Consider the following 25,642-nt stretch of genomic DNA (forward strand, 5'->3'; position numbering starts at 1 on the left):
CGTCCAGCGAATCTTCGGTACCGGCCGGCGGGACCGGCGAGGTCACGGAGGCGGCGGCGGAGCGCCTGGCACCACCGGAGCCGGGGCACCGGGTGGCGGCGAACCGGGCACCGCCTCCGGACCGGGCGGAACCCCTACCGGGGCGGGCCCCGGCGTCGCCGGGACTGTCGTCGGCGGGCCCCACGGAATCGTGATGCCGGGCGCGATCTCCAGCGTCGGCTGGATCACCGTCTCCGCCGGTGGAGGTGCCACAGTGGTCGACGGCGGGGGTGGCGGAGCCTGCGGCACACCGGCGTAGCCGCCGATCTCCTCCGGCTTCGGGAACGACTCGTTGTCGGTGCCGTCCAGTGCGCCGTCCATCGTGGCTTTCCAGATGTCGCTCGGAATGCCCGAGCCGTACACCGGCGAGCCCCATTTGTTCTCGAGAGGCTTGGTGCCGTCAACGGTGCCGACCCAGACCGCCGTCGACAGCGACGGCGTATAGCCGACCATCCAGGCATCACGGTTCGCGCCGGTGTCACCGAGCTGGTTGGTGCCGGTCTTGGCTCCCGACGAGCGGCCGCCGGCCAACGCGTGACCGTTGGAGTAGCCGGCGATCGGCTGCATGGCCGCGATGACGTTGTCGGCCACGGCCTTGTCGATGCGCTGCTCGCCCGCGTTGTCCTCCTGGCTCGCGTCGAACAGGACGGTGCCCTCGGCGTTGACGACCTTCTGCACGAAGTGCGGCTTGTGGTAGACCCCGGACGCCGCGATGGTCGCGTAGGCCGACGCCATGTCGATCACCCGGGATTGGTACTGCCCCAGCACGACGCCGTTGTTCGGCGGTCCGCCCTTGCCGTCCTCGGACAGCGTGTGCTCGACGCCGGGGAAACTCTCGGCGATACCGGCGGCATGCGCCGCGTCGGCGACGTCCTGCGGACCGTTCTTGAGCTTCAGCATCAGCCGGTAGTAGCTGGTGTTCAGCGAACGCTTCAGCGCTTCGGCGATGTTGCAGTTACCGCAGCTGCTGCCTTCGACGTTCGTGATCTTGATGCCGTCGACGGTCACCGGGGAGCTGTCCACCTGGTAGCCCAGACCCATGCCCTGCTGCAGGGCCGCGACCAACGCGAACACCTTGAACGACGACCCTGTCGGCAAGCCGGCCTGCGCGAAGTCGAAGCCGTTGGCGTCAGAGCCGCCGTAGTACGCCTTCACCCCGCCGGTCTTCGGGTCGATGGACACCACCGCCGTGCGCATGTCCGGATCCTGACCGTCCATGTACTCGTTGACGGCGTCCAGTGCCGAGGACTGCGCCTTCGAGTCGATGGTCGTGGTGACCTGCAGGCCTTCGGTGTTGAGCTGCTGTTCGCTGATGTTGAAGATGTTCATCAGCTCTTCGATGACCTGGCGTTCGATCAGGCCGTTGGGCCCGGTCGTCTGGTTCTGGGTGGTCGCCGCGTCCGGCGGGATCGTCGGCGGGAACACCTGCGCCGCGCGATCCTGCGCCGACAGCGCGCCGATCGACACCATGCCGTCGAGCACCCAGTTCCACCGCTCGGTGGCGGCCTCCGGGTCGACGGCCGGATCCAGCCCCGAGGGCCGCTGGATCAGGGCGGCGAGCAGTGCACCCTCGGCCACGCTCAGCTGCTCGACGGGCTTGTTGAAGTACGCCTTCGACGCCGCCGCCACGCCGTAGGCGCCGCGCCCGAAATAGATGATGTTCAGGTACGACTGCAGCACCTGGTCCTTCGACCATTCGCTGGACATCTTGGTGGAGATGACCAGCTCCTTGGCTTTTCGGATCAGCCCGCCCACGCCGGACCGGGCATCGCCGACCAGCGCGTTCTTGACGTACTGCTGGGTGATCGTCGAGCCGCCCTGCAGATCGCCGCCGAAGATGTTGTTCTTGAAGGCACGCAGGAAGCCGGTGAACGAGAACCCGGGGTTGGAGTAGAAGTCCCGGTCCTCGGCGGCCATCACCGCGTCGCGTACGTGCACCGGGATCTGGTCGATGTTGACGTCGACGCGGTTGCCTTCGGGCGGAACGATCTTCGCGATCTCCGACCCGTCGCTGGCCAGAATCGTCGACACCTGCGCGGTGCGGATGTCACCGGGCTTGGGCACGTCGACGATCAGGTACGCCATGCCGAAGGTCAGCAGCGGCAAGACGATGAGAACGGCGGCGCATGCGATCAGGCCGCGCCGCACCCACTTCCAGTTGACCTGCTCGCGCCACCCGGGCCGACGATCCGACGGGCCACCACCAGACCCCCCGCCTCCCGGTCCTCCGCCACCCGTCGGGCGGCGCGGCGGTGGCGGCGGTTGCTTGGGCGGGCGGCCGTCGAGCGCACGTTTGACGTCGTCGATCGGATCCTTGAGATGCCGCGGCCGTTCATCCCGAACCGGCGGCAAGACCGTGGTCAGACGATCGTCGGGACGAGGGCGCGCTGCGTGCGCGGGACCGTCGGACCGGTGCCGAGTTGGCTGGGGCCGGGGTTGAGGCTGGGGTCGCGCGCCACCGCCGTCGGCCGGCCTGCGCCCATCGCGGGCTCGGTCGGGTGAACGGTCGGGGCGCCCCGCGCTATTCACTGGCCGTCCGCGCGGTGCTGCGCGCGGTCTGCGTGCGGCGCGGACGGGATCCCTTGGGCGGCGGAATCGCGCCCAGCACGTAGGACTTCACCAGGTGATTCCAGCTGCAAGTCCGACATACCTCCACTACATGTACCGAAAACTCGTCATAGCGCGTCGCCAGCAGGACAAGCTCCTCGGCGGTGCGGGCCGATCCGGAGACGGCGCCGAGGTGATCGCCGAACACCCAGGACACCAGCGTCAGCTGTTCCTTGCGGCAGATCGGACACATGACCGAACTGGGCTTGCCGTGGAATTTCGCGGCCCGCAACAGATAGGGGTTGGCGTCGCAGACCTCCGAGACGCCGGTGCGCCCGGAATACACCTCGGCCAGCAGCGACCGGCGCCGCAGGGCGTAGTCCACCACCTGTCGCTGCAATCGCACGCTGACCAGAGTACGTCGGCGCTGCGACGGCGGAGGCGCGACCGGGCTCCCGACCCGACCGGGTTCGCGGCTGGCCTGCGGGATCAGCAACCCAACTCTTACGATCTCCGTCGTGGCTTCTGGCAGCTCAGCTCGGGGAACTTCGTGGACACGCGCGAAGGACAGTGATCGCACCGACACGTGCCAGATCCTCGACACCGCGCTCGCCGAGGGGCAGCTGTCGATGACCGAGCACGGGGAGCGGGTGAAGGCCGCCACCAACGCGGCGACGCTCGGTGAGCTCCAGGAGCTGGTGACTGATCTCCAGACCGCCAACGCGCCGACGCAGCTGCGCAAACCTCCGCGACGGCTGCCGTCGCTGCCCGGTGGCGCCGGCATCCGGATCGCGATGGCCGTCGTACTGGTGGTGTTCGGGATCGCGATCGGCTGGGGCCTCTACGGCAACACCCCCTCACCGCTGAACTTCACGTCCGATCCGGGGGCCAAGGACGACGGAATCCCCGCCGAGGTGCTCACCCCGCCACGTCAGCTGCATTCTCTGGGTGGGCTCACGGGTCTGTTCACCCAGATGAAGCAGAAGTTCGGCGACACCACCGGGTACGACATGACCATCTACCCGGACTACGCGTCGCTGGAGCGGCCGGACCCGAAAGAGCCACGGCGCGTACTGAGCTACTCCTACCGGGGCGGGTGGGACGACCCCAGCGAGACGAGCATGGGCTCCGATGCGCGGGTCGTCGATCTGGGCGCCTTCGACATCCCCAAGCTGGTCGGGATCCTGCGCGGTGCTCCCGAAGCCGTGGGGATCGAACCCAAAGACGTGAAGCTGACGTACATGATCATCGGGCCGAACAGCGACATGACCGCTGCGCCGGACCGTATCGAGATCACCATCTACGTCACGCCCAATTTCGGAAACAGCGGATACATGGAGCTCAACGGCGATTTGACCGTCAAGCGCATGAACTACGCCAACGACTGACCCCTGCCGCCTGTCCTGTGACGGCGCACCCGTGTGGCACTCAATATATCGGCGCGATACTATTGCGCGAGGTGTCGAGCCGTCGTAGCGGCTGAATCATGGAGGAGGTGCCCGGATGCTCGAACTCGCCATCCTCGGGCTGCTCCAGGAATCGCCCATGCACGGGTACGAGTTGCGTAAACGACTCACGGGCCTGTTGGGAGCGTTCCGCGCGTTCTCCTATGGTTCGCTGTATCCGGCGTTGCGCCGCATGCAGGCCGACGGCCTGATCGTCGAGGATGCCGCCCCGGAAGGCACCGTCAAGGTGCGCCGCGCGCGCCGTGTCTACCAGCTGACCGATGCCGGGAAGCAGCGCTTCACCGAGCTCGTCGCCGACACCGGGCCACAGAACTTTTCCGACGACGGATTCGGCGTACACCTCGCCTTCTTCAACCGCACCCCGGCCGAGGCCAGGATGCGGATTCTGGAAGGCCGCCGCCGTCAGGTGGAAGAGCGCCGGGAAGGTCTGCGTGAAGCAATCGCGCGGGCGAGCAACTCGTTCGATCGCTACACCCGCCAGCTCCACCAGCTGGGACTGGAATCGAGCGAACGCGAAGTCACATGGCTCAACGAGTTGATCGCGGCGGAGAAGTCGGCGCAGGGACGCGCAGAACAAAGTTGAGCCGCAGCACCACCGATACAGCCGAGTACACCAACACAGCACTGAAGTAGGACAAGAGGAGAAGTCGTCATGACCGCAAGCAATGACGTCCGGGTCGCGATCGTCGGCGTGGGGAACTGCGCGTCCTCGCTCGTGCAGGGCGTGCAGTACTACAAGGACGCCGACGAGAACGCCAGCGTGCCCGGCCTGATGCACGTCAAGCTCGGCCAGTACCACGTGCGCGACGTGAAGTTCGTCGCTGCGTTCGACGTGGACGCCAAGAAGGTCGGCTTCGACCTGTCCGAGGCGATCTTCGCGTCGGAGAACAACACCATCAAGATCGCCGACGTACCGCCCACCGACATCGTCGTGCAGCGCGGTCCGACCCTCGACGGAATCGGCAAGTACTACGCCGACACCATCGAGGTGTCCGACGCAGAGGCCGTCGACGTGGTCAAGGTTCTCAAGGACGCCGAGGTCGACGTTCTCGTGTCCTACCTGCCCGTGGGTTCCGAAGAGGCCGACAAGTTCTACGCCCAGTGCGCCATCGACGCGGGCGTCGCCTTCGTCAACGCGCTGCCGGTCTTCATCGCCTCGGACCCGGTGTGGGCCAAGAAGTTCGAAGACGCCGGTGTGCCGATCGTCGGCGACGACATCAAGAGCCAGGTCGGCGCGACCATCACCCACCGCGTGATGGCCAAGCTGTTCGAGGATCGCGGCGTCACGCTGGACCGCACCTACCAGCTCAACGTCGGCGGCAACATGGACTTCCTCAACATGCTCGAGCGCTCGCGGCTGGAGTCGAAGAAGGTCTCCAAGACCCAAGCCGTCACGTCGAACCTGCAGGGCTCGCTGGCCGGCAAGATCGACGACAAGAACGTCCACATCGGTCCGTCCGACCACGTTGCATGGCTCGACGACCGCAAGTGGGCCTACGTCCGGCTCGAGGGCCGCGCCTTCGGTGACGTGCCGCTGAACCTGGAGTACAAGCTCGAGGTGTGGGACTCCCCCAACTCGGCAGGCGTGATCATCGACGCGGTGCGCGCAGCGAAGATCGCCAAGGACCGCGGCATCGGCGGACCCATCGAAGCCGCCTCCGCCTACCTGATGAAGAGCCCACCCAAGCAGCTCGCCGACGACCTCGCGCGTGAGCAGCTGGAGAAGTTCATCGCCGGCTGAGCACTCTTCGCATCGAGTCTGCGGGGAGATCGCCATCTCACTGGGATGGCCGATCTCCCCGCAGACTCGTTTCCGGGCTAGAAGCCGAAGCCGAGTTCGGCCGGCACGTCGCTGGCGAAGGCCCTGTCGAGCGCCGTGACGATGCCAGAGTCGGTGCAGCGCAGTCGCTGTGCTGCAGCGAACGACGACGCGCGGTGCGCCCCGAGGTACAGGCTGCCCAGTACCGACACGTCGAGGTGGACATCCGCCTCGGCATCGGTGGGCTCGCACTGCGCGCGCCCGTCGCGCACCGTCAGCGCGAAACAACCACCGCGGCCCAAGAATTCGTCGGATACCTCGAGGACGACCGCCAGATCAGCCGAGTAGGTGCGTGCCTGCAACACCGCGGGGACGTCGAGCATCCGCAACCACAACCCGTCGAACACGTCTGTGGTGCGCACCAACCGCGGATCTGTCAGCAGATAGGGCAGCACACTGCCGGGATGGGTGTGGATACCGACGACGTCCCTGAGGTCGAGTCCGAGTAACACCCGCCACAGCGCGATCTCCGCCTCCGAGGTCACCGCCGCGAACTTGGTGACCTCGGCGGTGCTCTTCTCGTCGCTGCGGTGCAGGCGGTAGAACGCGAAGCCGTCCGGATGCAGCGCGCAGTACCGCGGTGTCCCCCCGCCTCTCGACGCCTCACGATCGGCCAGGACCTCGTCCCACAGCCGGGCGGGCGTCTTCAGGCCGCCGGGTGTCTGCCGTCGCCACCGCTCGTCGATGTCCTCCAGCTGGGCGCGGTACTCCGCGGGCCGGACGATGCGCACACCGCCTGTGTCCGCGGCACCCGGATGGATGCGGGCGCCTCGTCGCTGTACCTCGAGCCGCTCCCACACCGTCGCCGGGCCATAGCCGAAGCGCCCGTAGATCTCGGCTTCGCTGGCCTCCAGACCGGCGATCGGATAGGCGTCCATCCGCCGATGCAGTTCGTCGAACATCCCACTCAACGCACCACGCCGACGGTGCGTCGGAGCGACCGCGACCATCGACACACCGGCCATCGGCAGCACCGCCCCGCCGGGCACGGTCAACTCCAGATCCAGGAACAGCGCGGTTCCCACCACGTCGTCGCCGTCGCAGGCCACCACGGCACCATCGCGGGCGATGAGAGACCGCCACGCAGCAGCGGTCTCCTCGGGTTGTTCGTGAGCGAAGCCCGTCGCCGTGATCAAGTCCATCGCCGGCCAGTCGGCCTCCTCAGCACTGCGGAAGGTGATGTGGGACATGGGAGACATGGCCTCGACGGTGGCACATCCGGCACACCGGTCGCATCCCAATATCGGCGCTGTGCGTAGTGTCCAACCATGGACGACACCGACGACGAACTGGCCGGACTCTCCGAATTCGTCTTCCTTCCCGAGAACGCGCGGCAGGCCGGCGTCCTCGGTGAACCGATGTCGGCCGCACGGATCGAGCACGGTCCGGTCAGTGCATTGCGGTTCGGCGACGAGCCGGTCCGGGTGGTGTTCCTGCACGGCGGCGGCCAGAACGCCCACACCTGGGACACCGTGATCCTGGGCCTCGGCCTGCCCGCGCTGGCGATCGACCTGCCCGGGCACGGCCGGTCCGCGTGGCGCGAGGACGGCGACTACGGCCCGCTGCTCAACGCCCGCGCAGTCGAGCCGGTGGTTCGCGACCTGGCGCCCGATGCGGATCTGGTGGTCGGCATGTCGCTCGGCGGGCTCACCGCGCTGCGACTCGCTGTGGACGCGCCCGAGCTGGTGCGCCGCCTGGTCCTGGTGGACGTCACCCCGTCGGCACCCGAGCGGCACCAAAAGATGACAGACGCCCAGAAGGGGACCGTCGCGCTGGTGCAGGGTGAGCGCACCTTCCCGTCCTTCGCCGCGATGCTGGACGTGACCGTCGCCGCGGCCCCGCACCGCGATCGGGAATCGTTGCGGCGAGGTGTGTTTCACAACTCGAAGCGGCTAGAGGACGGTTCGTGGACATGGCGCTACGACTCCATCCGGACGGGAAAGGGTTTCGAGGGGCTCTGGGACGACGTGCCGCGGTTGCACACTCCGACGACGTTGATCCGCGGGGCGAACTCGTTCTTCGTCGATGACGACGATGCCGCCGAATTCGCCCGCACCGCACCGGGTTTCCAAGGCGTGCACGTCGTCGAGAACTCGGGCCACTCGGTACAGAGCGATCAACCGGGCGTGCTGGTGGAGTTGTTGCGAGGCGTTCTCGGCAACTGACCCGGGCCGCCGTTCCTGGACATGTGCTGTTCACCGTCTGGTTGTCTGCTGCTAGTCCTGCTGCCGTAGGTTCGCGGCGGTCCGGCCGTCCAGCCCACGGTCGGATTCCGCGTTGGAAGGAATCGAAAGCACCCATGACGCTCCTGCCGTTGAACCTGTTCGTCAGCCATGACGGGAAGTCCCGCCGCCAACACGTCACGTGCGTCTACAAGTGCGGGGACGCCTGCTCGAAACCGGTTCCCAACCGCAGCGACAACGAGTACTTCGGCGACATCGCCAAGGCCGTGTCGCGCCGCTCGATGCTCCAGGCGGGCGGCGTGGCCGTGCTCGCCGTCGGCGCCGGCTCCGCGCTGGCAGCCTGCTCCTCCCCCACCCAGCCCGCACCCACGTCCTCGTCGGCGGCACCCGCGCCCCGACCCGTACCCGGGATGAACTTCGCGTCGGTGGCACCGAACAGCGAGGACGCCGTCGTCGTCGCCGACGGGTACCGGCACGCCGTCGTCATCAGCTGGGGTGACCCGATCCTGCCCGGCGCGCCCGCCTTCGACGTCAACCGGCAGACCGGCGCGGCGCAGCGCGGCCAATTCGGCTTCAACAACGACTTCGCCGGACTGCTGCCGATCCCCGGCCGGCGTGATCACTTTCTGCTGGTCACCAACTTCGAATACGTGACACCGCAGTTCATGTTCCCCGGATACAAAGCGGATGCGCCCACCCGCGACCAGTTCGAGGTGGAGATCACCGCTGTGGGCATGGGTGTCGTCGAGGTCGAGCGGACCCCGGACGGTCTGAAACCGGTGGTGGGCAACTACAACCGGCGCATTACCGCCGACAGCCCGTTCACACTCGTCGGCCCCGCCGCGGGGAGCGCCTTCGTCAAGACAGCGGCCGACCCTGCAGGGCGCACCGTCGCCGGCACGTTCGCCAACTGCTCGGGCGGGGTCACCCCGTGGGGCACGGTGCTGTCCGGAGAGGAGAACTTCCACGAGTACTTCGGCGCGGCCGAGGGCGCACCGAAGCCCGGGCCCGTCGACGCCGATCGGATGGATCGCTACGGCGTCGAAGTCGAACCGACCGCGCTCAAGTGGGAGACCTTCGACCCGCGGTTCGACCTCACCAAGAACCCGAACGAGGTGAACCGGTTCGGCTACGTCGTCGAACTCAACCCGTGGGATCCGGCGTCCACCCCGGTCAAGCACACCGCTCTCGGCCGGCTCAAGCACGAAGGTGCGACCATCTACGTGACCGACGACGGCACCGTTGTCGCCTACACCGGTGACGATCAGCGCTTCGACTACATGTACAAGTTCGTGTCGTCCCAAAAGATCCAGCCCGGGTCCGGGGCGAGCGCCATGGCGCACAACATGACAATCCTCGACGAGGGCACGCTGTATGTCGCCAAGCTCTCCAGTGACATCCCGCCGGGACAGATCGACGGCTCGGGCACGCTGCCGGAGAAGGGCTCGTTCAGCGGAACCGGCACCTGGCTGCCCCTGCTGCGCAGCGGCCCAGGCGGGCAGGCGCAGTCACTGGTCGAAGGCATCACCGCGCAGGAAGCCGCGGTGTTCACCCGCATGGCGGCCGACAAGGCAGGCGCAACCAAGATGGACCGGCCCGAGGATTTCGAGGCCAACCCCAAGACCGGCAAAGTCTATGTGGCGCTGACCAACAACGACGAACGCGGCGCGCCCGGCGAAGCCGCACCTGATGCCGCGAACCCGCGCAACGACAACAAGAGCGGGCAGGTGCTCGAGATCACCGACAACCACACCGGCACCGACTTCACGTGGGAGCTGCTGCTGGTGTGCGGTGACCCGGCAGCCGCCGACACGTACTTCGCCGGCTTCGACAAGACCAAGGTCAGCCCGATCTCCTGCCCCGACAACCTCGCGTTCGACAACCACGGCAACCTGTGGATCTCGACCGACGGCAACGCGCTGGACTCCAACGACGGGTTGTTCGCCGTCGCGCTCGACGGCCCGAATCGTGGTGAGGTGAAACAGTTCCTGACCGTGCCGATCGGCGCGGAGACCTGCGGGCCCGTCGTCACCGACACGCTCGTGACGGTGTGTGTGCAGCATCCCGGCGAGAACGACGACAACAGCATCGACGATCCGCAGTCGCGCTGGCCCGAGGGCGGCAACGGCACGGCGCGGCCGTCGGTGGTGGCGGTGTGGAAGGACAACGGCTCGATCGGCGTCTGAGCGCTCGCGCGAGCAGACGCGAACTCACGTGATTACGGCCCGTAGCGCACGAGTTTGCGTCTGCTCGCCAGGGGATACTGTGCTGGAATGACGAGCCGTCCCGTGCGCATCGGCGTGCAACTGCAGCCTCAGCATTCGACCGAGTACCGCCACATCCGCGACGCCGTGCGCCGCTGCGAGGACATGGGCGTCGACATCGCCTTCAACTGGGACCACTTCTTCCCGCTGTACGGCGACCCCGACGGCGCGCACTACGAATGCTGGACCATGCTCGCGGCGTGGGCGGAGCAGACCTCGCGCATCGAGTTCGGCGCGCTGGTGACCTGTAACTCCTACCGTAACCCCGAGCTGCTCGCCGACATGGCCCGCACCGTCGACCACATCTCCGACGGCCGACTGATCCTCGGCATCGGATCCGGTTGGAAGGAAAAGGATTACGACGAGTACGGCTATGAGTTCGGCACCGCGGGCAGCCGGCTCGACGACCTCGCCGCCGCGATGCCCCGCATCACGTCGCGTCTGTCCAAACTCAACCCGGCACCGACGCGCGACATCCCGATCCTGATCGGCGGGCAGGGCGAGAAAAAGACGCTGCGCCTGGTGGCCGAGTACGCCGACATATGGCACGGCTTCACCGACGCCTCCACCTACCCGCGCAAGGCCGAGGTCCTCGACGGTCACTGCGCCGACGTCGGGCGGGATCCGTCGGCTATCGAACGGTCCTCCGGCGTGCCCGAGGGCAGCGAGGACGCGATGCTGGCCGGCGCCGAGTCGCTCGTCGGACTCGGTGTCACCCTGCTGACCATCGGGGTCAACGGCCCCGACTACGACCTCACGAAGGCCGAGGCGCTGTGCCGGTGGCGCGACCAACGCGACGGCTGACGGGCGACGTTCGACCGGCCCGGTTCTGCTCCGGATGAGCCGAACCAACCGGGCCGGTCGCACCGCCCACTACGTTGCTTGAAATGAGCTGCAAGCGGGCCCTGGGTCCGATCCTGAAATGGTTCGCGCTGCTGTGGGTAGCCGGGCTGCTCGTCGCGATGGGGCTCGCCGCCCCGGCGGGCGCCCAGAACGACCAGTGCGCGCCACCCGGGGAGCAGAGCGCCAGCGCGCTGCCGACGAATCTGTCCTCGGCGGCGGCCGGCCCCGGCGAGGACAAGTACACGACACCTGGCGCCAAGCCGCTGCAGGACATCGACGTCAACGCACTCGGCCTCTCGAGACCCGGCACCCTGACCGTCGGCACCCTCTCCGACGCCCCGCCGAGCATCTGCATCGACTCCGCGGGCCAGTTCACCGGCTACGACAACGAACTCCTGCGGGCCATCGCCGACAAGCTCGGACTCAAGATCGAATTCGTCGGCACCGAGTTCTCCGGCCTCCTCGCGCAGGTGGCCTCACGGCGGTTCGACGTCGGCTCGTCGTCGATCACGACCACCGACGCCCGCCGGCAGACCGTCGGCTTCACCAACGGCTACGACTTCGGCTACTTCTCGCTCGTCGTCCCGCAGGGTTCCGCGATCACCGGCTTCGACAAGCTCGCCGAGGGACAGCGCATCGGTGTCGTGCAGGGCACGGTGCAGGAGTCCTACGTCATCGACACCCTGAAACTGCAGCCCGTCAAGTTCCCCGACTACAACACCGTCTACGCGAGCTTGAAGACCGGGCAGATCGATGCGTGGGTCGCGCCGTCGCAGCAGGCGCAAGGCACAGTACAGCCGGGCGATCCCGCCCAGATCATCGAAAACACCTTCAGCCTGGACAATTTCGTCGCCTGGGCGGTCGCCAAGGACAACCAGCCGCTGATCGAGGCGCTGAACTCCGGCCTCGACGCGATCATCGCCGACGGCACGTGGTCGCGGCTGTACTCCGACTGGGTGCCGCGTGCCCTACCGCCGGGCTGGAAGCCCGGTTCGAAAGCCGCGCCGGTGCCCCAGCTGCCCGACTTCAACGCCATCGCCGCGCAGAACGCGTCGCAGCAGGCGCCCGCCGCACCTGTCGCACCCAAGTCGACGCTCTCCCAACTCGCGGCGTCGTTCCTCGACTGGGACCTGTACCGCCAGGCGATCCCCGATCTGTTGACGACGGGCCTGCCCAACACCGTGATCCTGACCGTCGCGGCCAGCGTCATCGGATTGGTGCTGGGCATGGTGTTGGCGGTCGCCGGTATCTCGACCTCGCGGTGGCTGCGATGGCCGGCCCGGATCTACACCGACATCTTCCGCGGTCTGCCCGAGGTCGTCATCATCCTGCTGATCGGCCTCGGCATCGGCCCCGTCGTCGGCCACCTGACCGGAAACAACCCCTACCCGCTGGGCATCGCGGCGCTCGGGTTGATGGCCGCTGCGTACGTCGGTGAGATCTTCCGCTCCGGCATCCAGAGCGTCGACCCCGGCCAGCTGGAGGCCTCCCGGGCCCTCGGCTTCAGCTACGCCACCTCGATGCGTCTCGTGGTGATTCCCCAGGGTGTGCGACGGGTGTTGCCCGCGTTGATGAATCAGTTCATCTCCCTGCTGAAGGCATCCTCGCTGGTGTATTTCCTCGGGCTGATCGCCAACCAGCGTGAGCTGTTCCAGGTGGGCCGCGACCTCAACGCGCAGACCGGCAACCTGTCCCCGCTCGTCGCCGCCGGACTGTTCTATCTGGCACTGACGATCCCGCTCACCCACCTCGTGAACTTCATCGACGCGCGCCTGCGCCGCGGACGCCGACCCGACGAGGAAGACGACCCGTTGCTCACCTCGACCGCCCAGGAGATGAACTGATGGCGACCGCCACGGGACCAACACCGGTGTCCTTGACCGCCACCGACATCCACCTGTCCTTCGGACCCAACGCGGTGCTCCGCGGTGTCGATCTCGACGTCGCCGCGGGGACGTCGACGGCCGTCATCGGTCCGTCGGGGTCGGGAAAGTCGACACTGCTGCGTACCCTCAACCGCCTCTACGAGCCCGATCGTGGGGACATCCTGCTCGACGGACGCTCGGTGCTGCGGGATGATCCCGATCAGCTGCGGCAGCGAATCGGCATGGTGTTCCAGCAGTTTCAGCTGTTCCCCCACAAGACGGTGCTGGACAACGTCACGTTGGCGCCGCGACGCCTCAAAGGCCTCGGCGCCGACGCGGCCCGCGAACTCGGGCTCGCGCAACTCGACCGGGTCGGACTCAGACACAAGGCGGAGGTGCGGCCGTCGACCCTGTCGGGCGGACAGCAGCAGCGCGTCGCGATCGCCCGCGCCCTGGCGATGTCACCGCAGGTCATGTTCTTCGACGAGGCCACCTCGGCGCTGGACCCCGAACTCGTCAAAGGCGTGCTGGCGCTCATCGCCGAGCTCGGCGCCGACGGGATGACGATGGTGATCGTGACCCACGAAATGGATTTCGCGCGATCCTTCGCCGACACCGTGGTGTTCATGGATCGCGGCCGCGTGGTCGAGACCGGATCACCGGAGCAGATCTTCGAGAAAGCCGAAACCGAGCGGTTACAGCGCTTCCTCTCGCAAGTGCTGTAGAGGTATTTGCTGCGAAAGCGGCTGACCACGCGTCGCGGGGGCTCTCGACCAGTTAGACTGCCAAAACTATGGTGACCACGGAAGCGCAGGTCAGCGACGTTGCGGGCGATCTGCAGCGGGTGCTGGCCAAGTTGATGTCCGTGCTGCGCCATACCGGCAAGACGCCGACGGCCGGCGATCTGACGCTCGCGCAGCTGTCGATCCTGCTGACGCTCCTCGACCGGGGTCCGATGCGGATGACCGAGCTGGCCGCCCACGAGCGTGTCCGCACCCCCACCACCACCGTCGCCATCCGGCGCCTCGAGAAACTCGGCCTGGTCAAGCGGTCCCGGGACACCTCGGATCTGCGTGCCGTGCTGGTGGAGATCACCCCTGAGGGGCTCGCCCAGCATCGCGACGCGCTGGCGTCCCGACAGGCGCATCTGGCTCAGCTGCTGAGCAAGCTCAGCGAAGAGGAACTCACGGCGCTGTCGAACGCGCTTGCGCCCCTCGAGCGCATCGCCGAATAACGCTCACCCCAACCAGTCGAGGACCGCGGCCGCGGTCCATGACTGTTGCATGCTGCCCAGCGGCTCCCCGGTGAACGGTTCGTAGTACTCCGCGAAGGTACCGTCACTGGCCTGGCGCAGCCCTTCACGCCGCAGCGCCGACGACCGTTCCGCCCAACCGCGCCGCGCGAAGCACCACGAGAACAACCACGTCACCACCGGCCACACCGGCCCGCGCCAGTACTCGCGGGACCGGAAGTCCCGCGACACAGGCGACGTCGACGGGATCAGGGCGTACGCCATGTCCGGATGTCCGCAGAACCGTGGGCCCTCGAGCAACCGGATCAGTGCCCGCTCCCGCTCGTGCGGCAAACCCCCGCACAGCAGCGGTGCGAACTGCGCGACCGTCTCGGTTCCGATCCACCGATCCGCGCGGACATCGTAATCCTTTGCCGCACCGGTCCTTTGGTCTGTCGTATCGATCACGCCCGCACGGAATCGGTCCGCCCACGCATACAGGTCCTTGACATCGGCGTGCGGGCGTTTGTGGTCCTCCCCGATCTCGGCGAGAACCTGGCAGGCGACCGAGAAGATCGCCGAGACGAACACATCCTCGACCGCGAAGCTGACGGCGTTGGCCAGCAGGCGATCGTCGTACCGCACCGCCTTCATCTGCTCGACGAGCCACAGGTAGCGGTCGTACTCGAGATCGCTGGGCCGCTGGCTGGCGTCGGTGTTGATCTTGTTGTCTTCGCGTTGATACGGCGGCACGTCACCGGGAATCACGTTGCCGTACGGGCCATCCCAGCGCGGGGAGTTGTCCATGCCGGACTCCCACCCGTGGTACACCGTGATGCGGCCGCGCTCCTTCTGATCGCGGCACTCCGCGAGCCACCGATGCCAGCGCACCAGATCGCTCCACCGGCGGTCAAGGAACGCATCAGCCACAGCGCGGGTGGAGCGGCCGCGCCTGCGCGCGTGATCGAGGATGCGCTGCACGGCGATCGCGTGCACCGGAGGCTGGGTGATGCCCGAGGTGTGCCTGCCCCGGGGAGCATCAGGCGAGAGCGCCGAGGCCGCCCATCGCGCCGGCCCGGGGAAGTACCCGTCGACCCCGTTGGCGAACACGATGTGCGGGATCATGCCGTTGCGCCACTGCGCCGACAGCAGGGTGTCCAGCTCCACGACAGCCCGCTCGACCGACAGCGGAGCCAGCCCGATCGAGACGAACGCGGCGTCCCAACTCCACATGTGCGGATACAGCAACGGTGCCGCGGTGGTCATCGTGCCCAGATCGTTGCCGCGCAACAGGTAGGCCGCGCGGGCGGCGAGTTGCGTGGGGGCAAAGCTCGGATCGTGTGGCATCGCCTCCAATGATGCGACGAGTTCGGGCTGGGCGCAGGTCGGTAGGGTGCGAATGTGCCAACCGCCATGATCACCGGCGCTGCCGGAGGCCTCGGGTCCGCGCTGGCCGACGCGCTGGCGCCCACCCACACGCTCTTCCTCGCCGGGCGCCCCTCAGCCCGCCTCGATGCCGTCGCCGAGCGCCTCGGTGCCACCACCTGGCCGCTCGACCTGGCCGATCCCGACGCGATCCCCGCGCTCGTGGAGCCCATCGTCGAACTCGACGTGCTGATCCACAACGCCGGCGTCGCCTACCCCGGCCGCGTCGCGGAGAGCACCGTCGACCAGTGGCGCGCCACCATGGCCGTCAACGTCGTCGGCGCCGTCGCACTCACGCTCGAACTGCTCCCCGCGCTGCGCGCCGCCGCCGGGCACGTCGTGTTCATCAACTCCGGCGCGGGCATCAACGCCTCACCGGGATTGGCGTCGTACTCGGCGAGCAAATTCGCTCTGCGTGGCTTCGCCGACTCGCTGCGGGTCGACGAACCCTCCCTGCGCGTGACGTCCGTGCACCCCGGTCGGATCGCCACCGAGATGCAGGAGGATCTGATCGCCTACGAGGGTCGTGACTACGACCCGTCGCAGTTCCTCAGCGCACGGACCGTCGCCGCGGTCACCGTCGACGCGATCAACGCACCCCGCGACGCCCACGTCCACGAGGTCGTCATCCGCCCGCGCTGACCGCGATTTCGGCGTGCCAACGTGCGCTCAGCGACGACGAGCACGCCGAAATCGCTCAGACGACGACGTTGACCAGCCGGCCGGGCACCACGATCAGCTTCTTCGGGGTGCGCCCGTCCAGGAAACCCGCGACCTTCTCGTCGGCCAGCGCGGCCGCCTCGACCACATCCGCGGCGGCATCGGCTGCCACCGTGACCCGGCTGCGCACCTTGCCGTTCACCTGAACCGGATACTCGACGGTGTCCTCGACCAGATAGGCCGGATCGGCCACCGGGAACGGACCGTGCGCCAGCGACCCCTCGTGCCCGAGCCGCGACCACAGCTCCTCGGCCAGGTGCGGGGCAAGCGGAGCGACCATCAGCACCAGGGGTTCGAGCGCCTCGCGCGCGGTGACGGACTGCTTGGTCAGGTGGTTGGTGTACTCGATCAGCTTGGCTGCCGCGGTGTTGTTCCTCAAGCCCGCATAATCCTCACCGACTCCGGCGATCGTGCGGTGCAACAGCTTTCGCGTGTCCTCGTCAGCCTCGCCGTCGGTGGCACGTACCTCGCCCGTCGCCTCGTCGACAACCAGGCGCCACACCCGCTGCAGAAAGCGGTGCGCGCCGACGACGTCCTTGGTGGCCCACGGCCGCGACGCCTCGAGTGGGCCCATCGACATCTCGTACACCCGCAGCGTGTCCGCGCCGTACTCCTCGCAGATCTCGTCGGGTGACACCGAGTTCTTCAAGCTCTTGCCGATCTTGCCGAACTCCTGGTTGACCTCCGCGCCCTCGTACCAGAACTTCCCGTCCCGCTCCACCACCTCGGCGGCAGGCACGTACGCACCGCGCGCATCCGTGTAGGCGAAGGCCTGGATGTAGCCCTGGTTGACCAGTCGCCGGTACGGTTCCCGCGAGCTGACGTGGCCCAGGTCGTAGAGCACCTTGTGCCAGAACCGCGAATACAGCAGATGCAGCACCGCGTGCTCTACACCGCCGACGTACAGATCGACACCGCCGGGATCCTGCGCGCCGTGCTCGGCCGGGCGCGGACCCATCCAGTACGCCTCGTTCTCCTTGGCGCACATCGCTTCTTTGTTGTACGGATCGGTGTAGCGCAACTCGTACCAGGAGCTACCTGCCCACTGCGGCATCACGTTGGTGTCGCGAGTGTAGGACTTCACCCCGTCACCGAGGTCGAGTTCGACGTTCACCCAGTCGGTCACCTTGGCCAGCGGCGGCGATGGCTCACTGTCGGCGTCGGTCGGATCGAACAACACCGGCGAATAGTCCGGCACATCGGGCAATTCGACGGGAAGGAGGTCTTCGGGCAGACCGTGGGCGCGGCCGTCGGCGTCGTAGACGATCGGGAACGGCTCACCCCAGTAGCGCTGCCGGGCGAACAGCCAGTCCCGCAGCTTGTATTCGACGCGCGCCCGACCGCGGCCGTCGGCGACCAGGCGCTCGGTGATCGCCTCCTTGGCGGCCGCCACATCCATCCCGTCGAGATAGTCAGAATTCACCAGAGGCCCGTCGCCGGTGTAGGCGGCCTCCGAAACATCGCCGCCGGCAACGACTTCGACGATGGGCAGACCGAACTCGGTGGCGAAATCCCAGTCCCGCTGATCTCCCCCGGGCACCGCCATGATCGCGCCCGTGCCGTAACCGGCGAGCACGTAGTCGGCGATGAAAACCGGAACCTGTTGTCCGTTGGCCGGATTCACCGCGTAAGCCCCCAGGAACACACCGGTCTTGGTTTTGTTCTCCTGGCGTTCAAGATCCGATTTCGCTGCGATGGACGCCCGGTAGGAGGCGACGGCCTCCCCCGGGGTGGCGGCGCCGAAGGTCCACCGCTCGTCCACGACATCGGGCCACTGCTCGGCCACCAGGGCGTCGACGAGATCATGCTCGGGAGCCAGCACCAGGTAGGTCGCACCGAAGAGCGTGTCCGGCCGGGTGGTGAACACCTCGACATCGCCGGCATCGGTGGCGAACAGCACGCTCGCACCGGTGGATCGGCCGATCCAGTTGCGCTGCATGGTCTTGACCTTGTCCGGCCAGTCCAGCACCTCGAGATCCTCGAGCAACCGGTCTGAGTAGGCGGTGATGCGCATCATCCACTGCCGCAAGCGTTTCCGGAACACCGGGAAGTTGCCGCGCTCGCTGCGGCCGTCGGCGGTGACCTCCTCGTTGGCCAGGACCGTGCCCAATCCGGGGCACCAGTTCACCACCGAGTCGGCCAGGTAGACCAGCCGATGGTCGGCCAGGACGTCGGCGCGCTCACCACTGGTCAGCGTCGACCAGCTGCGACCGTCACCTACCTCACGCTCGCCGCTCTCGAACGCGGCGACCAGCTCGGCGATCGGCCGGGCCTTGTTCTGTGCCGGGTCGAACCAGGCGTCGAAGATCTGCAGGAAGATCCACTGCGTCCACTTGTAGAAGTCGACGTCGGTGGTGGAGAAGCTGCGCCGCGTGTCGTGTCCGAGACCCAGCCGACCCAGCTGGCGGCGGAAGTTGACGATGTTGGCCTCGGTACGGGTGCGCGGATGCGTGCCGGTCTGTATCGCGTACTGCTCGGCAGGCAGACCGAACGCGTCGAAGCCCAACGCGTGCAACACGTTCCGGCCCGTCATGCGGTAGTAGCGGGCGTAGACGTCGGTCGCGATGTACCCCAGCGGATGCCCGACGTGCAGCCCCTCCCCCGACGGGTACGGGAACATGTCCTGCACGAACATCTTGTCGGCGGGAACCGCCGTGCCGTCCGCCGGTGCGAGCTCCCCGACCGGATTGGCCACGTTGAAGGTGCCGTCCTGCGCCCACCGTTGCTGCCAGGACCGCTCGATCTCCCCCGCCAGCTCCGCGGCATAGCGGTAGCGGGGAGTGTCGTCAGTTCCAGTCGGCGTGTCGGTCACGCCATCAGGGTATAAGCCGCAGCCCGGCCGCCTCGCGGGCCACGGGTTGATCTCGGTTCCGTTGCGGATGCGTCAGGGGTTGGTCCCAGGTCGATTCCAGCCCTGGTGAGCGGCTCGTCGGCGTGGATACATTTCTCGCCTGACCCGGTCGCCCACGCACCGGGGGGTCGGGACAAGGACTGGGAGGACTTCACTCGATGAGCGAAATCGCCCGCGGCTGGCGGGTTCTGGCAGGAGGACTCGGCGCGTGCACCGCCGCGATGGTCGGGGTGCTCGTCGGGGTGTTCGCTGTCGCGGCCACGGCATCGGCGCAGCCGCTGCCGGTCCAGCCGACCCTGCCGTCCCCGGCCACCATCGCGGCGCCGGGTGCGGCCGCGGCGCCCGTGGGTGTGGCACCGGTCACCGGTCCCGTCACCGCTCCCGTCTCCGCGGTACCCGCCGGGGTCTCTGCAGCAGTACCGGCTGCAGCACCGGCGGCTCCGCAGCCGCAGATCGTGCCGGCCACCTCCGGCACCCTGACCGACTTCTTCGCGGCCAAGGGCGTCACCCTGCAGCCGCAGTCCAGCAGCGACTTCCGTGCCCTCAACATCGTGCTGCCGATGCCGCGCGGCTGGCAGCACATCCCTGATCCGAACGTGCCCGACGCGTTCGCGGTGATCGCGGACCGCGTCGGCGGCAACGGGCTGTACTCGTCGAACGCGCAGGTCGTGGTCTACAAGCTGGTCGGCGACTTCGACCCGCGCGAAGCGATCAGCCACGGATTCATCGATGCCCAGCAGCAACCTGCGTGGCGCGCCACCGACGCCTCGTTCGCCGACTTCGGCGGGATGCCGTCGTCGCTGATCGAGGGCACGTACCGGGAGAACGCGTTGACGCTGAACACGTCGCGTCGACACGTCATCGCGACCGTCGGCCCCGACCGCTACCTGGTGTCCCTGGCCGTCACCACGAGCGTCGACCAGGTCGTCGCAGCCGCTGACGCCACCGAGGCGATCGTCAAGGGCTTCAAGGTGAGCGTTCCGTCCGCGGCGCCCGCCCCCGGCGCGCCACTGGGCGCACCCCCTGCGCCGGCACCGCCGGCGCCTCCTGCTCCTGCTGCCCCCGCTGCGGTGGCCCCCGCGCCGCAGCTGTTGGGCCTGCAGGGTTGAGCGGCGTCGTCCCCCGGGCGAAGCCTGGCGCCCGGGGGACGGCGGCCCGCCACGGAGGCCGTATTCTCGTATCTCGTGATGATCGCCGCGGTGTTGTGCCTGGGCGTCGCGCTGCTGACCGCGACGCTGGGTGTCTGGTCGCTGATGCGGCCCGCCCCATCGGGTGACTTCGTGCGGCAGGTCCTGCGCGGCGTGGCCCCGATCCAACTGGCCGCGGCCGTCATGCTCGCCGCAGGCGCAGCCGTCGCGTTCGCAGCGCCGGTGTCGACGGCAGCGGTGGTGCTCCCGGTATGCGTGCTCGGGGCGACCGCCACCGTGGCAGCAGGCTGCTGGCAGAGCGCGAAAGTCGTCGCCCGTGCCAATGCGCTGCAGAGCGCCGACGCCGGGTGTGCCGGGTCGTGCGCGGCCTGCACTCTTTCCTGCCGTTGAGGTCGGGCCGCTGACGGTCCTGCCGGTGCCGTCAGTTCCTGCTGAGATCGATCGGATGGGTTGCCAGGAGCGGCAGCGGCATCGGCTGACGGCGCAGCACCCGGCCCCACAGATCGGTCCGGGGCTCGGACAGCACGTCGGACGGCAGAGCCGACAGGACGATCCAGTCGTCGCGCTCGATCTCCCCCTCGAGTTGGCCGATGGTCCAGCCCGAGTACCCGGCGAAGATGCGAACGCCCTCGACCATCGGAGCGACGGCATCGGGGTCGGCGTCCAGATCGACCATCGCGATACGGCCCTGGATGTGGCGCAGCCCGGGCACCCCGGTGACGTCGACCCCGGTGCGCAGCGTGGCGAGGCAGAGCGCGGCATCGCGCTTGACCGGGCCGCCGACGTACATCGTCTTCGGCTTCGTGGCCAGCTTCACCCACTGCGGAAGCACGTTGTAGACGGCGGTTTCGCTGGGCCGGTTCAACACCACACCCAGCGTGCCGCTGTCGTTGTGCTCGACGACGTAGATCACGCTGCGCCGGAACGTCGGCTCCAGCAGATCAGTGTTGGCCAACAACAACGTGCCCGCGCGCACCCGGTGCGCCGCTGGGGCGACGAAATCCTCCGGGTCCTCATGCTGCGCCACCCGGCCATTCTGTCACCACCGCCGTCGCACGGAGGCGAACAAGCGCACAGCGGCGCGATATTTGTACTGTGGTGTCCGGTCGCCTCCTGCCGACCTCCGACGCGCCACCCTCTCCGCTAGGACGTGACCTCCGTGCCCGACGATCGCGCACCCCGCGCAGCGTGGCGTTCGGTGTGGACGAACACACTCTCGTCGACGAAATCGCTGCCCGGGTTCCGCCGTCTCCTGGAGTTGCGCGCCGTCAGTCAGTTCGGCGACGGGCTGTTCCAGGCCGGTCTCGCGGGCGCGCTCCTGTTCAACCCCGAGCGCGCCGCCGGTCCGTGGGCGATCGCCGGGGCGTTCGCCGTGCTGTTCCTGCCGTATTCGGTCCTCGGACCGTTCGCAGGCGCGCTGCTGGACCGATGGGATCGACGCGTGGTGCTCGTCGGCGCCAACACCGGCCGCCTCGTGCTGGTCGTCGTCGTGGGCACGCTGTTGGCCGCGGGCCTGGGTGATCTGCCGGTCCTGATGGGCGCGTTGGTGGTGAACGGGCTGACCCGGTTCGTGTCGTCCGGGCTGTCGGCGGCGCTGCCGCATGTGGTGCCGCGCGAGCAGGTGGTGGCAATGAACTCGATCGCGACGGCCACCGGCGCGGCGGCCGCGTTCTTCGGCGCGAACTTCATGCTGCTACCGCGCTGGTTGTTCGGCTCCAGCGATTCTGGCGCGTCGATGATCATCTTCCTGGTCGCGGTGCCGGTGGCACTGGCGCTGTGGTTGTCGGTGCGCTTCCCGCCCCGAATGCTGGGCCCAGACGACAGTGTCCGCGCGGTGCACGGCTCTGTCGCCTACGCCGTGGCGACGGGATGGCTGCACGGGGCTCGGACGGTGCTCTCGGTGCCGACGGTGGCGGCGACACTCGCCGGGCTCTCGGCGCACCGGATGGCGTTCGGCCTCAACACGTTGTTGGTGTTGGTGACGGTGCGGCACAGTGACACGGCCGCAGTGGCGGGGCTGGGTACCACGGTGCTGTTCGTGGCGGCAACGGGCATCGGGGCGTTCCTGGCGACCGCGGTGACACCGATGCTGGTGAAGCGCTGGGGCCGCTATGCCACCCCGATCTGGGCGCTGGCTTTCGCGGCGGCGGTGCAGCTGTGCGGTGCGACGTTGAGGCTGCCGGTGATGATCGTGTGCGGTTTCCTGCTCGGCGGCGCCGGACAGGTGGTCAAGCTCTGCGCCGACACGGCGATGCAGATCGACGTCGACGACGCGCTGCGCGGCCACGTGTTCACGGTGCAGGACGCGCTGTTCTGGATGGCGTTCATCCTCGCGATCGCCGCGGCGGCGTTCGTGATGCCCGCCGACGGGCACGCACCCGGTGTCGCGATCGCGGGTACGGGGCTCTACCTCCTGGGGCTGGCCGTGTACGCAACCGTGGCCCGGCGCCGGCGCCCGGCGGGCTAGGGTGACCGGCATGGCCGGAGCTGCCCCGATCGTCGCTGACCTGCGCGCCGAAAGCGACGACCTGGATGCGCTTGTCGCCGACCTGCCGGCAGCGCGCTGGGCGGCCGACACCCCGGCGGCCGGGTGGACGATCGCCCACCAGATCGCGCACCTGCTGTGGACCGACCGGGTCGCCTTGATCGCTGTCACCGACGACGCCGCATTCGCTACCGATGTGGTGTCCGCGGCGATGCAGAATCCCACCGGCTTCGTCGACGACGCGGCCGAGGAAGTGGCCACGGCGGCACCTGCCGAGCTGCTCAGTGACTGGCGGACCACCCGCGCCGCACTGCACGACGCGCTGCTGACGGTTGCCGACGGACGCAAGCTGCCGTGGTTCGGCCCACCGATGAGCGCCGCATCCATGGCGACCGCTCGGCTGATGGAGACCTGGGCGCACGGTCTCGACGTGGCCGACGCTCTGGGGGTGACTCGGACGCCGACGGCCCGTCTGCGCTCCATCGCCCACATCGGCGTGCGTACCCGCGATTTCGCGTACACCGTGCACGGGCTGACACCGCCGGCTGAGGTGTTCCACGTGAAACTGCGTGCGCCCGGCGGAGACGAGTGGGCGTGGGGACCCGAGGACGCGACCCAGCGGGTCGAGGGCTCAGCCGAGGATTTCTGCATGCTGGTGACGCAGCGCCGGCCGCGCACCGCTCTCGACGTGGTGGCGCTCGGCCCGGACGCCGAGCAGTGGCTGACGATCGCGCAGGCGTTCGCGGGGCCGCCCGGGACCGGCCGCGACTGATCAGAGCGGGGTCGCGCTGTCGGCGGCGCCGTCGCCATCAGCGTCGGCCAGGCGCACATCCCAGCGTCCGTCACCGTCGGTGTCGACCCAGGCCGTCCCCGTCCCGAACGCCCGATCGGCGAGCCCGTCGCCGTCGGTGTCCACCAGACGCTCCCCGGCTTGCCCGTCACCGTCGAGATCCACCGCCGCACTGCCCGCCGGATGTTCCACACCGTCGAGCCCGAGCCAGCGCAGCGCCGCCCCGCGATCCAGGTGCACCGCCCACGTACCGGTCCCGTCGTCGGTGACGTCGACCGCGCCCGCTCCCCCGACCCCGAGCACACCGCGTTCGGCGAGACCGTCGGCGTCCAGATCGGCCAGCGCGTCGTCGACCAGGCCGTCGTGATCGAGATCGAGCATCACCGCGTCCAGAACGCCGTCAGCGTCGACATCGGTCGTCGGATCGGCGCTCCACATCGTGGCGCCGCCATCGAGGTCGCCCAGGCAGTACTCCATACCCTGTCAGACGCGCGACTACCCCTGCTCGTTCCACCACCTGAGCAATTCTTCGACCGCCTCCTCGTGGCTGAGCGGGCCGCGATCGAGGCGCACCTCCTTGAGGTGGTTCCACGCCTGCCCGACCGCGGGCCCGGGTGGGATGCCGAGGATCTTCATGATCTCGTTGCCGTCGATGTCCGGCCGGACCCGGGCGAGATCCTCCTTGGCCGCCAACTCGGCGATACGGTGCTCGAGGTCGTCGTAGTTGGCCTGCAGCCGGGCCGCGCGGCGCTTGTTGCGCGTGGTGCAGTCGGCCCGCACCAGCTTGTGCAGCCGGCTCAGCAGCGGTCCCGCGTCCGTCACGTACCGGCGAACCGCCGAATCGGTCCACCGGCCTTCCCCGTAGCCGTGGAACCGCAGATGCAGGTACACCAGCTGCGACACGTCGTCGACCATCTGCTTCGAGTACTTCAGCGCCCGCATCCGCTTGCGCGTCATCTTCGCGCCCACCACCTCGTGATGGTGGAAGCTGACACCGCCGTCCGGCTCATGGCGCCGGGTCGCCGGCTTGCCGATGTCGTGCAGCAGCGCCGCCCAGCGCAACACCAGATCCGGGCCGTCATCTTCGAGATCAATGGCCTGCCGCAGCACCGTGAGCGAATGCTGGTAGACGTCCTTGTGCTGATGGTGTTCGTCGATTGCCATCCGCATCGCGCCGACCTCGGGCAGCACGATCTCGCCCAGCCCCGTCTGCACCATCAGGTCCACGCCCGCCACCGGATCGGCACCCAGCAGCATCTTGTCCAGCTCAACCGCCACCCGCTCGACGCTGATCCGGGACAGCTGCGGCGCCATCTCCGTCAACGCCTGCCGCACCCGCGGCGCCACGGTGAAGCCCAGCTGCGAGGTGAACCGCGCCGCCCGCAGCATGCGCAGCGGATCGTCGGTGAAACTGACTTCGGGTTCGGCCGGGGTGTCCAGCGTGCGGGCCTGCAGCGCGGCGAGGCCGCCGAGCGGATCCAGGAACTCCCCCAGCCCACCCGGCTGATCAGGATCCAGGCGCACGGCCATCGCGTTGACGGTGAAGTCACGGCGGACCAGATCCTCGGCCAGGTTGTCGCCGAAGCGCACCTCCGGGTGACGGGTCACGTGGTCGTAGGAGTCCGCGCGGAACGTGGTGAGCTCCAGGCGGTCGCCGTTCTTGCCGACGCCGAGGGTGCCGAACGCGATACCCGTGTCCCACAGCGCGTCCGCCCACCCGGCCAGTAGCGCCTGCATCTGCTCCGGCCGGGCGTCGGTGGTGAAGTCCAGATCTGTGTCGAGTCGGCCCAGCAGCGCGTCGCGCACGCTGCCTCCCACCAGATAGACGGAGTGCCCTGCATCGGTGAACAGTCGGCCGAGCGCCCGCAGCACCTTGTGGTGCCGCCCCAGCGATACCTGCGCGGCAGCCAGCAGTTCGGCGACGTCTTGTCCGGACGAGGGCTCAGACACGTCCGATGAGCCTACT

General features: G+C 68.3%; 23 protein-coding genes. 14 read left to right on the top strand and 9 right to left on the bottom strand.

The window, feature by feature from the left end; all coding sequences use genetic code 11:
• Positions 1-42 precede the first annotated feature (42 nt).
• Genes ACZYYX_RS03495 through ACZYYX_RS03505 form a run of 3 tightly spaced genes read right to left on the bottom strand, consistent with a single transcriptional unit; the run spans position 43 to position 2,992 of the window.
• Complete coding sequence (locus tag ACZYYX_RS03495) at positions 43-2,391, bottom strand: transglycosylase domain-containing protein (protein WP_463813019.1); 2,349 nt, start codon at positions 2,389-2,391, stop codon at positions 43-45.
• An 8-nt stretch (positions 2,392-2,399) separates the two neighbouring features.
• Positions 2,400-2,522 carry a hypothetical protein gene (locus ACZYYX_RS03500; protein ID WP_463813021.1) on the bottom strand — a complete coding sequence of 41 codons (123 nt, stop codon included), beginning with the start codon at positions 2,520-2,522 and terminating at the stop codon, positions 2,400-2,402.
• Positions 2,523-2,560: 38 nt separating this feature from the next.
• The gene (locus ACZYYX_RS03505) at positions 2,561-2,992 is read right to left on the bottom strand and encodes a DUF5318 domain-containing protein (RefSeq protein WP_335329994.1); all 432 of its coding nucleotides are present in this window, start codon (positions 2,990-2,992) and stop codon (positions 2,561-2,563) included.
• Between the two features lie 112 nt (positions 2,993-3,104).
• On the opposite strand from ACZYYX_RS03505, the gene ACZYYX_RS03510 reads away from it, so the two are divergent.
• The 3 genes from ACZYYX_RS03510 (at position 3,105) to ACZYYX_RS03520 (ending at position 5,793) form a co-directional block, all read left to right on the top strand.
• Positions 3,105-3,974 (top strand): DUF1707 SHOCT-like domain-containing protein, encoded by an 870-nt coding sequence (locus ACZYYX_RS03510; protein ID WP_463813023.1) that lies wholly within the window; start codon positions 3,105-3,107, stop codon positions 3,972-3,974.
• Between the two features lie 115 nt (positions 3,975-4,089).
• Positions 4,090-4,635 (top strand): PadR family transcriptional regulator, encoded by a 546-nt coding sequence (locus ACZYYX_RS03515; protein ID WP_463813025.1) that lies wholly within the window; start codon positions 4,090-4,092, stop codon positions 4,633-4,635.
• 69 nt (positions 4,636-4,704) lie between these two features.
• Positions 4,705-5,793, top strand: coding sequence for an inositol-3-phosphate synthase (locus ACZYYX_RS03520; protein WP_463813027.1), 1,089 nt, complete (start codon positions 4,705-4,707; stop codon positions 5,791-5,793).
• A 77-nt stretch (positions 5,794-5,870) separates the two neighbouring features.
• Here ACZYYX_RS03520 and ACZYYX_RS03525 read toward each other — a convergent pair whose 3' ends face one another.
• Positions 5,871-7,070 (bottom strand): enhanced intracellular survival protein Eis, encoded by a 1,200-nt coding sequence (locus tag ACZYYX_RS03525; protein WP_463813029.1) that lies wholly within the window; start codon positions 7,068-7,070, stop codon positions 5,871-5,873.
• Positions 7,071-7,139: 69 nt separating this feature from the next.
• On the opposite strand from ACZYYX_RS03525, the gene ACZYYX_RS03530 reads away from it, so the two are divergent.
• The 6 genes from ACZYYX_RS03530 to ACZYYX_RS03555 all read left to right on the top strand — a co-directional run bounded on the left by ACZYYX_RS03530 (position 7,140) and on the right by ACZYYX_RS03555 (position 14,260).
• Entirely contained in the window at positions 7,140-8,036 is an 897-nt protein-coding gene (locus ACZYYX_RS03530) for an alpha/beta fold hydrolase (RefSeq protein WP_463813031.1), read from the top strand.
• Positions 8,037-8,170: 134 nt separating this feature from the next.
• On the top strand, positions 8,171-10,240 hold the full coding sequence (locus tag ACZYYX_RS03535; RefSeq protein ID WP_463813033.1) for a PhoX family protein: 2,070 nt from the start codon (positions 8,171-8,173) through the stop codon (positions 10,238-10,240).
• Positions 10,241-10,327: 87 nt separating this feature from the next.
• Complete coding sequence (locus tag ACZYYX_RS03540; protein WP_463813035.1) at positions 10,328-11,122, top strand: LLM class F420-dependent oxidoreductase; 795 nt, start codon at positions 10,328-10,330, stop codon at positions 11,120-11,122.
• A gap of 83 nt (positions 11,123-11,205) precedes the next feature.
• Complete coding sequence (locus ACZYYX_RS03545) at positions 11,206-13,005, top strand: ABC transporter substrate-binding protein/permease (RefSeq protein WP_463813037.1); 1,800 nt, start codon at positions 11,206-11,208, stop codon at positions 13,003-13,005.
• Complete coding sequence (locus ACZYYX_RS03550; protein WP_463813039.1) at positions 13,005-13,751, top strand: amino acid ABC transporter ATP-binding protein; 747 nt, start codon at positions 13,005-13,007, stop codon at positions 13,749-13,751. The genes ACZYYX_RS03545 and ACZYYX_RS03550 overlap by 1 nt, the downstream gene beginning before the upstream one ends.
• A gap of 68 nt (positions 13,752-13,819) precedes the next feature.
• Positions 13,820-14,260 (top strand): MarR family winged helix-turn-helix transcriptional regulator, encoded by a 441-nt coding sequence (locus ACZYYX_RS03555; RefSeq protein WP_463813041.1) that lies wholly within the window; start codon positions 13,820-13,822, stop codon positions 14,258-14,260.
• A gap of 3 nt (positions 14,261-14,263) precedes the next feature.
• Here the strand turns inward: ACZYYX_RS03555 and ggh are convergent, their stop codons facing one another.
• Positions 14,264-15,604 carry a glucosylglycerate hydrolase gene (gene ggh, locus ACZYYX_RS03560; protein ID WP_463813043.1) on the bottom strand — a complete coding sequence of 447 codons (1,341 nt, stop codon included), beginning with the start codon at positions 15,602-15,604 and terminating at the stop codon, positions 14,264-14,266.
• 54 nt (positions 15,605-15,658) lie between these two features.
• Between ggh and ACZYYX_RS03565 the strand changes: the two genes are divergently transcribed.
• Positions 15,659-16,324 carry an SDR family oxidoreductase gene (locus ACZYYX_RS03565; RefSeq protein ID WP_463813044.1) on the top strand — a complete coding sequence of 222 codons (666 nt, stop codon included), beginning with the start codon at positions 15,659-15,661 and terminating at the stop codon, positions 16,322-16,324.
• A 55-nt stretch (positions 16,325-16,379) separates the two neighbouring features.
• On the opposite strand, the gene leuS is transcribed toward ACZYYX_RS03565, so the two are convergent.
• Positions 16,380-19,214, bottom strand: coding sequence for a leucine--tRNA ligase (gene leuS / locus ACZYYX_RS03570; RefSeq protein WP_463813046.1), 2,835 nt, complete (start codon positions 19,212-19,214; stop codon positions 16,380-16,382).
• 197 nt (positions 19,215-19,411) lie between these two features.
• On the opposite strand from leuS, the gene ACZYYX_RS03575 reads away from it, so the two are divergent.
• Both ACZYYX_RS03575 and ACZYYX_RS03580 read left to right on the top strand, forming a co-directional pair.
• A complete protein-coding gene (locus tag ACZYYX_RS03575) occupies positions 19,412-20,362 on the top strand; it encodes an LpqN/LpqT family lipoprotein (RefSeq protein WP_463813048.1) in 951 nt (316 codons plus the stop codon).
• A 75-nt stretch (positions 20,363-20,437) separates the two neighbouring features.
• Entirely contained in the window at positions 20,438-20,791 is a 354-nt protein-coding gene (locus ACZYYX_RS03580; protein WP_463813050.1) for a hypothetical protein, read from the top strand.
• 31 nt (positions 20,792-20,822) lie between these two features.
• Here the strand turns inward: ACZYYX_RS03580 and ACZYYX_RS03585 are convergent, their stop codons facing one another.
• Positions 20,823-21,428, bottom strand: coding sequence for a YqgE/AlgH family protein (locus ACZYYX_RS03585; RefSeq protein WP_463813052.1), 606 nt, complete (start codon positions 21,426-21,428; stop codon positions 20,823-20,825).
• A 132-nt stretch (positions 21,429-21,560) separates the two neighbouring features.
• On the opposite strand from ACZYYX_RS03585, the gene ACZYYX_RS03590 reads away from it, so the two are divergent.
• Positions 21,561-22,868 carry an MFS transporter gene (locus tag ACZYYX_RS03590; protein ID WP_463813054.1) on the top strand — a complete coding sequence of 436 codons (1,308 nt, stop codon included), beginning with the start codon at positions 21,561-21,563 and terminating at the stop codon, positions 22,866-22,868.
• Positions 22,869-22,878: 10 nt separating this feature from the next.
• The gene (locus tag ACZYYX_RS03595) at positions 22,879-23,658 is read left to right on the top strand and encodes a TIGR03084 family metal-binding protein (RefSeq protein ID WP_463813056.1); all 780 of its coding nucleotides are present in this window, start codon (positions 22,879-22,881) and stop codon (positions 23,656-23,658) included.
• On the opposite strand, the gene ACZYYX_RS03600 is transcribed toward ACZYYX_RS03595, so the two are convergent.
• Both ACZYYX_RS03600 and ACZYYX_RS03605 read right to left on the bottom strand, forming a co-directional pair.
• Positions 23,659-24,153 carry a pullulanase gene (locus tag ACZYYX_RS03600; protein WP_463813058.1) on the bottom strand — a complete coding sequence of 165 codons (495 nt, stop codon included), beginning with the start codon at positions 24,151-24,153 and terminating at the stop codon, positions 23,659-23,661.
• Positions 24,154-24,171: 18 nt separating this feature from the next.
• Entirely contained in the window at positions 24,172-25,626 is a 1,455-nt protein-coding gene (locus ACZYYX_RS03605) for a CCA tRNA nucleotidyltransferase (RefSeq protein WP_463813059.1), read from the bottom strand.
• Between the last annotated feature and the right edge of the window lie 16 nt (positions 25,627-25,642).

Source organism: Mycobacterium sp. IDUB_1 (assembly GCF_055419625.1).